Here is a 6,443-nt window from a genome sequence, read left to right as displayed (position 1 = left end):
TGTCGCGTGGGTGCAAAATGAGCTCAACGAAACACCCCGACAAATCCTCGGCGGCGCAACCCCACGTGAAATACTTAACGAACTATTCAAGCGTGGCGCATCCACCGCTTGATTCCGCCGTTGGGCTACAATTCCGACCACGATTTCTCAGGTTTCGTATTACCGGAAAAAATAAAAGTCCTGAAAACTTACCCAGGGTACAACCAAAAAGGCAACCGAATTATTACTCCAGAAAGCTTCATATGGCTGACCAACATTGACCACCTTAAACGCCACCAACCCATTCCACTGACCAAGACCTGGGCGCACAATAAATCTCTCTATCCGAGATACGACAACCTCAACGCTTTAGACATCCCCAACACTGACAACATCCCCTCCGACTACACCGGGCTCATGGGCGTACCAGTCACGTTCCTAGCCGACTACAGCCCAGAACAATTCCACCTAGTCGACTACAACACAGGCCACGATGGAGAACCCTTATCCCTAAACGAAGAACTCGTCGAACCACGCATCATTATCGAACGAAACTAACCCTCTAGAATCAACATACTAAAATGCCAACAACGACCACCGCCTTCGACCGCGCCACTATTCGCCACAACCTCACCGAATTCAAACTCCGGTGGCTTGCCCACATTAAACAGTGGAAGGCGGAAAACCGTCTCGCGACCGAGTCGAGTCACGACCAACAATTCTGGGGCGACCTACTCGACTGTTTCGGTGTCAACGCCCGCGATTTGTACCTGTACCAACGCAGCGCAAAACGCGCCTCAACCGGGCGCACCGGCAAAATCGACATGTTCATGCCCGGCAAAGTCATAGGTGAGGCCAAGTCCCTCGGCGTCCCACTCGACGACGCCCACGCCCAAGCCCTCGATTACCTGCTGGGCGGTACTATCGCGAACTCGCACATGCCGGCCTACGTAATCTGCTCCAACTTCGAGACCCTACGAGTAACCCGCCTGAACCGCACCTATGTCGGCGATAGCGCAGACTGGGACATCACATTCCCTTTAGCGGAGATTGACGAGCACGTCGACCAACTTGCGTTCCTCGCCGACTATGAAACCACCGCCTACCGGGAAGAAGAAAAGGCGTCCCTGGAAGCCTCCCGGTTAATGGTTGAGCTGTTCCGCGCCATGAACGGCGACGACGTCGACGAGGAAGTAGGCGATGACGCTCCCACCAATCCAGACGAAGAAGACGAGCGCGTCATGCGCACCTCTATCTACCTCACCCGTATCCTCTTCCTTCTCTTCGGCGACGACGCAGGACTCTGGGATACCCCGCACCTATTTGCCGACTTTGTGCACAATGAAACCACCCCAGAAACGCTCGGCCCACAGCTCAACGAGCTATTTACCGTGCTCAATACTGCCCCAGAAAAGCGGCCTAAGCGTTTGCCGTCAACGTTGGCGAAATTCCCGTACGTCAACGGTGCCTTATTTGCTGAGCCGTTGGCCTCGGAGTACTTCGACTACCAGATGCGTAAAGCCCTGCTTGCTGCCTGCGACTTCGACTGGTCGACTATCGACGTCTCTGTCTTTGGTTCGTTGTTCCAGTTGGTGAAATCGAAGGAGGCCCGCCGCAGCGACGGTGAGCACTACACGTCTAAGACCAACATCATGAAGACCATCGGGCCGCTTTTCCTAGACGAGCTTCGGGCTGAGGCGGACAAACTAGTGTCTTCTCCGTCGACGTCGGTGGCCGCGTTGGAGCGCTTCCGTGACTCTTTGGCCGAGCTGGTCTTTTGCGACCCAGCCTGCGGCTCAGGAAACTTTCTCCTAGTGGCCTATCGGGAACTGCGCCGGATTGAAACAGACATCATTGTCGCTATCCGCCAACGCCGTGGTGAGACTGGTATGTCGCTAAATATTGAGTGGGAGCAGAAGCTATCAATTGGGCAGTTCTACGGCTTCGAGTTGAACTGGTGGCCTGCCAAAATTGCTGAGACTGCCATGTTCCTTGTAGACCATCAGGCCAACAAGGAGCTTGCCAACGCTGTGGGTAGGCCTCCTGAGCGGTTGCCGATTAAGATTACCGCACACATTCACCATGGCAACGCCCTGCAACTTGATTGGGCAGACATACTCCCAGCTTCTGCCACCAAGACCTATATCTTCGGCAACCCACCGTTTTTGGGGCATGCGACGAGAACTGCTGAACAAACTCAAGAACTCCGAGACTTGTGGGGCACTGAGGATATATCACGCTTGGACTACGTCACGGGCTGGCATGCGAAGTGCTTGGACTTCTTTGAGTCCCGAGAAGGTCGTTTTGCGTTTGTCACCACCAATTCAATTACTCAAGGCGATCAAGTGCCACGGCTGTTTGGCCCTATCTTCAAAGCAGGGTGGCGTATTCGTTTCGCTCACCGCACGTTTGCTTGGGACTCTGAGGCACCCGGTAAAGCTGCTGTTCACTGCGTTATTGTTGGTTTCGATAAGGAGAGTCAACCACGTCCACGTCTGTGGGATTATCCCGATGTAAAGGGCGAGCCAGTCTCAGCGGAAGTAGGCCAGTCCATTAATGGCTATCTGGTTGACGGCCCTAATGTTCTTGTCGATAAATCCCGGCATCCTATTTCGTCGGAAATATCGCCCGCAACCTTCGGAAATATGGCGCGAGATGGCGGCAACCTTCTAGTTGAGGTAGACGAATACAACGGGGTTATGAGTGACCCCGTAGCGGCAAAGTATGTTCGTCCTTTCCAGGGTAGTCGAGAGCTAATGAACGGCTTAGATCGGTGGTGTCTATGGCTTGTAGATGTAGCACCGTCAGACATTGCTCAGAGTCCGGTGCTGAAAAGGCGTCTAGAAGCAGTCAAAGCTTTCCGGGCCGACAGTAAAGCGGCAAGTACACGGAAAATGGCTGAAACTCCGCACTTATTCGGCCAGCGGTCGCAACCGGATACTGACTACCTTTGCTTGCCGAAGGTAGTAAGCGAACGCCGCTCGTATTTCACCGTACAAAGGTATCCATCAAACGTAATTGCTTCTGACCTGGTATTTCATGCTCAAGATCTAGACGGCTTGATGTTTGCGCTAGCGTCGTCGTCGATGTTCATCACATGGCAGAAAACCATCGGCGGCAGACTTGAATCGCGAATCCGCTTTGCTAATACCTTGACGTGGAACACTTTCCCTGTGCCAGAGTTGGACGAGAAGACGCGCCAGCGCATTATTAAAGCAGGCAAGAAGGTGCTCGAAGCTCGCGCGCTGCACCCAGAACGCTCACTGGCCGAGCACTACAACCCCCTTGCAATGTCCCCGGAGTTGGTTAAGGCTCACAACGCGCTTGACCGAGAAGTAGACAAAGCCTTTGGCGCTCCACGCAAACTTACTACCGAGCGCCAGCGCCAAGAGCTACTGTTTGTTAGCTACGCCGAGTTAACCAAGAAGTAAGGGGCCGAAGGAGGATTCCTTCAGCCCCTTGGCTCCATGGACATTATTCCCTAAATAGTCAACGCACCAACGACCAGGTACGCGACCACGGTTAACGCTACCACATCGCCGATAAGAACGCCCGGCTTCAACGCCAGCGGAGTCAACACAGTCTTCAGCACCCGCCAGTTAGCGAACAAACCAGCCGCCAAAGTCTCCACGCCACGCAGGCCCAAGCCACGAACCGGCAAATGACCCAACTGAGGAACGCGAGACAGCAAGAACACGTTGAAGAGGATACGGCCAATATTCAGCCCATTGAGAATCTTCAACAGGTTATTGCCACGCACCGCAACGCGAATCGGAGTAGACAGAACAAGGAAGTCCACCGCAGCACGAACAGCCTTGACCACGGCCTTAGTGTTAAACGCTGTCAGCGCGTTAATAAGCACCTCGTTAAATACGTGCAGCAGCGCCTGACGTACCTCATGGTGATTAAACATCTGAAGTGCGACAACAATAAACGGAAGCTTCTTCGCCGCCTTAAACTGCGCGATAACCGGAGCAGCCAAAAGACCCTTACCCGCGGTAAACAAGCCCTTGACCACAGCAGCCTTTAAGGCCACACCCAAATCAACAATGCCCTTGACCGCCTCAGCGCCCTGGGCAACAACAGAGCCCGCTGCCAAAGCCACAGCCAGCAAAGGAGATAGCCCCTCAGCAGCCTTCACAGCCTTGTGCACAGCCTCATCAGCGCCCAAGGAAGCCAACTCGCCAATAAGCTTGCCGCCACGCTCAGTGACAGCGTCAAAGTGCTTCGCCAGCTCATCAAGCTCATCCTGCCGCAGCTCAGCCAAAGCCTCCAACACATGGCCAGGCAGTGCACCACCAGGCAGCTTCTTAACCACCTGTGCAATCGGTGCCGAAGCATTCAGCGTATCCAACGCCTCAGCAAAGTCACGGGCAACAGAACGAATCTCAGAAAGGTCAGAGACCTTCTCCAGACCAAGGTCCTTCAGCTGGCCCTCAAGCCCATCAACCAGCTCGTCAGCTGCAGCCTTGAAATCCGCAACCTTCTTCAACGGGTCCGGCTCATGAATCGCAGTATCAATATTGGCCTTGAGCGTATCCAGAACTTCCTGCCCACTTTCGGCCTCACCAACAAGAGTAGAAACAGCCTTTTCCACTTCACTGCGAGTATCGTCACCCAGGTTCAGCAGTGCGCTAGAAGCCTGGGTGAGTGCGTCTGCCATTTCGTGTGGAATAACGCCGGCCGACTCGAGGCGGTCCACCAGGGTAGTGGGGTTGAACTCACCATAGGTATCGCGGTCAGTGTACTTGTATTCCATTACTTTTCCTCCTTGGTGTCCTCGTTGAATGCGCGCAGAATGTCCACGAGGGCAGCACCGATTGGCTGGGCGGAAGAGCCGATTCCAGTGACCAAGTCCGTGAGCTTCTTGCGGTCAGCCTCTGGAAGAGCATCGAACTTGCTTACTAGTTCTGGGAAGCCATCGCCCGGGGTGATTCCGTCAAAGAGCTTCTTTGCGTAAGAAGAACCAACAAACTCATCCACTGCGGAACCGACCTTGCCGGCGTGGTCTGCTAGCTCCTTGACACGCTCGGCAGCCTTCTCCGGCAGAATGTCAGTATCACCGAACTGCTCGGAGACTAAGTCGTGCAGGCGAGTCTTGGCGTCTTCGATGCCCTTAATGGCAGAAGGGACGCCGGTGCCTGGGAATACCAAGGGGCCGCCGAGAATCTGCTTGAGGTCATCTACGAGCGTCTTTGCGTCTTTGACGGTGCGGCCCAGCATGGAGACCTGCTGCGGAATGGACTCGGAAATCTTGTCGATGATGGTATTGAAATTAGAGAACATGCCGGTAAGAGAATCGGCGGTGTCCTTTTCCACGCCGCCCTGCTGCTGCAGGTCGCGGATGGAGTTAGTGATTTGAGAAAGTAGGCTATCCTTATCAGCCATGAAATATTCCCCCAAAATGTAGTGTTTAAAATTACCCGAATAGGTGAGTGTTTAGATGATGCCGCCGGTCAAGTCATCGATAGTCTGACGTCCGCCGGAGCCAGTCAGCAGGTCTACAACTGCTTGGGCCCAACGATTGTGACGATTCAGCGGAGTAAACGGTAGTGCTTCCACGTCCTTAATCAGCGTGGCAGCGTCTTTGCCCTCCAACAGGTCGGAAATCAGCTGCAGCACATCGTCCACGCCGTTAAGCGGCGCAAGGTGTGTAGCGAGCTTTTCGATGAAATCAAGGTTCAATCCGCCCTTACCGTCAATGAGCGAGTAGAAAAGACCCGCAACCAAGTCCGGCGAGATTGGCAGACCATTGAGAGCATTACGGACAATGTCTTCAATTTCTGCCAGGGATACAACCGGTAGCCCATCATCTGGGAAGCGGTCATCAGTATCCTTCTTGACGTTGCGGCGGTCAATGTAGGTGTAGAGGTTGTTTCCCTTTTCATCCGGGAAGCACTCAATCGTGGCGTCGAAGCCTACGACTTCTCCTCGCGAGAACACCTGGTCGTCGAGCTCGGTGACGCGACCATTCGGGATGAACAAGCGTCCCTTCAGGTCTTCGCCGCCGTGAATGTCAAAGATGAATGAGCGATAGGGAGTCTCCGTCGCGTTATCAATCATCTGGACTGCTCGTCCATCATGACGGGAACGGAAGTTGCCTTCGCCCATAACAGCAGTAGCCACATGAGAATTGACAATCTCGTGGAACTTGCACTTGATTTGCACCGAGTGGTTGGATTGCAGCACTGCCATGGTGTCACCATCCCAGTCCATGACCTTTTCGGTGTCACGGTCGACAGTCTTGGTTAGTCCGTCCTCGCTGATGTAGCCAGCCGGGCTGAATTTGTTGACTGCCGGCAGTGAAGCCACCCTGACAGAGGCAGAGTGTGGCGTCTGTAGCGGGTTGATGCCCGCCATGCCAATCCATGCGGCGCCGCCGCTTTTGACCTCGGGCGCGCCGACAACAATGTTTTGTCGCATACGTGACATGCGAATTCCCCCAATTTTTTACCCCGAGTAAC

General features: G+C 54.2%; 5 protein-coding genes. 2 read left to right on the top strand and 3 right to left on the bottom strand.

Features of this window, described 5'->3' with window-relative positions; all coding sequences use genetic code 11:
- The first annotated feature begins 108 nt into the window (after window positions 1-108).
- Together MHK04_RS11465 and MHK04_RS11460 are read left to right on the top strand one after the other, a co-directional pair.
- Window positions 109-537, top strand: a complete 429-nt coding sequence (locus MHK04_RS11465; protein WP_239208848.1) for an adenine-specific methyltransferase EcoRI family protein — start codon at window positions 109-111, stop codon at window positions 535-537.
- A gap of 23 nt (window positions 538-560) precedes the next feature.
- A complete protein-coding gene (locus tag MHK04_RS11460; protein ID WP_239208846.1) occupies window positions 561-3,410 on the top strand; it encodes a DNA methyltransferase in 2,850 nt (949 codons plus the stop codon).
- A 50-nt stretch (window positions 3,411-3,460) separates the two neighbouring features.
- On the opposite strand, the gene MHK04_RS11455 is transcribed toward MHK04_RS11460, so the two are convergent.
- From MHK04_RS11455 to MHK04_RS11445, 3 genes are read right to left on the bottom strand one after another with little or no spacing between them, the layout of a single operon-like run.
- Entirely contained in the window at window positions 3,461-4,738 is a 1,278-nt protein-coding gene (locus MHK04_RS11455) for a hypothetical protein (RefSeq protein WP_239208844.1), read from the bottom strand.
- Window positions 4,738-5,367: a hypothetical protein gene (locus MHK04_RS11450; RefSeq protein ID WP_239208842.1), complete on the bottom strand. Its 630-nt coding sequence runs from the start codon at window positions 5,365-5,367 to the stop codon at window positions 4,738-4,740. The genes MHK04_RS11455 and MHK04_RS11450 overlap by 1 nt, the downstream gene beginning before the upstream one ends.
- A gap of 51 nt (window positions 5,368-5,418) precedes the next feature.
- Window positions 5,419-6,411, bottom strand: a complete 993-nt coding sequence (locus tag MHK04_RS11445; RefSeq protein WP_239208840.1) for a phage tail tube protein — start codon at window positions 6,409-6,411, stop codon at window positions 5,419-5,421.
- Window positions 6,412-6,443: the final 32 nt, after the last annotated feature.

It is taken from the genome of Corynebacterium nasorum, assembly GCF_022345765.1.
In the GTDB taxonomy this organism is placed as follows: Bacteria; Actinomycetota; Actinomycetes; order Mycobacteriales; family Mycobacteriaceae; genus Corynebacterium; species Corynebacterium kefirresidentii.
The sequence above is the reverse complement of the archived record's forward strand: the minus strand, read 5'-3'. Positions and strand labels throughout refer to the sequence as shown.

Bases quoted from the DNA above. Each gene is read 5' to 3' on its own strand.
- MHK04_RS11460 (WP_239208846.1), top strand. From the start codon at position 561: ATGCCAACAACGACCACCGCCTTCGACCGCGCCACTATTCGCCACAAC.
- MHK04_RS11450 (WP_239208842.1), bottom strand. From the start codon at position 5,367: ATGGCTGATAAGGATAGCCTACTTTCTCAAATCACTAACTCCATCCGC.
- MHK04_RS11455 (WP_239208844.1), bottom strand. From the start codon at position 4,738: ATGGAATACAAGTACACTGACCGCGATACCTATGGTGAGTTCAACCCC.
- MHK04_RS11445 (WP_239208840.1), bottom strand. From the start codon at position 6,411: ATGTCACGTATGCGACAAAACATTGTTGTCGGCGCGCCCGAGGTCAAA.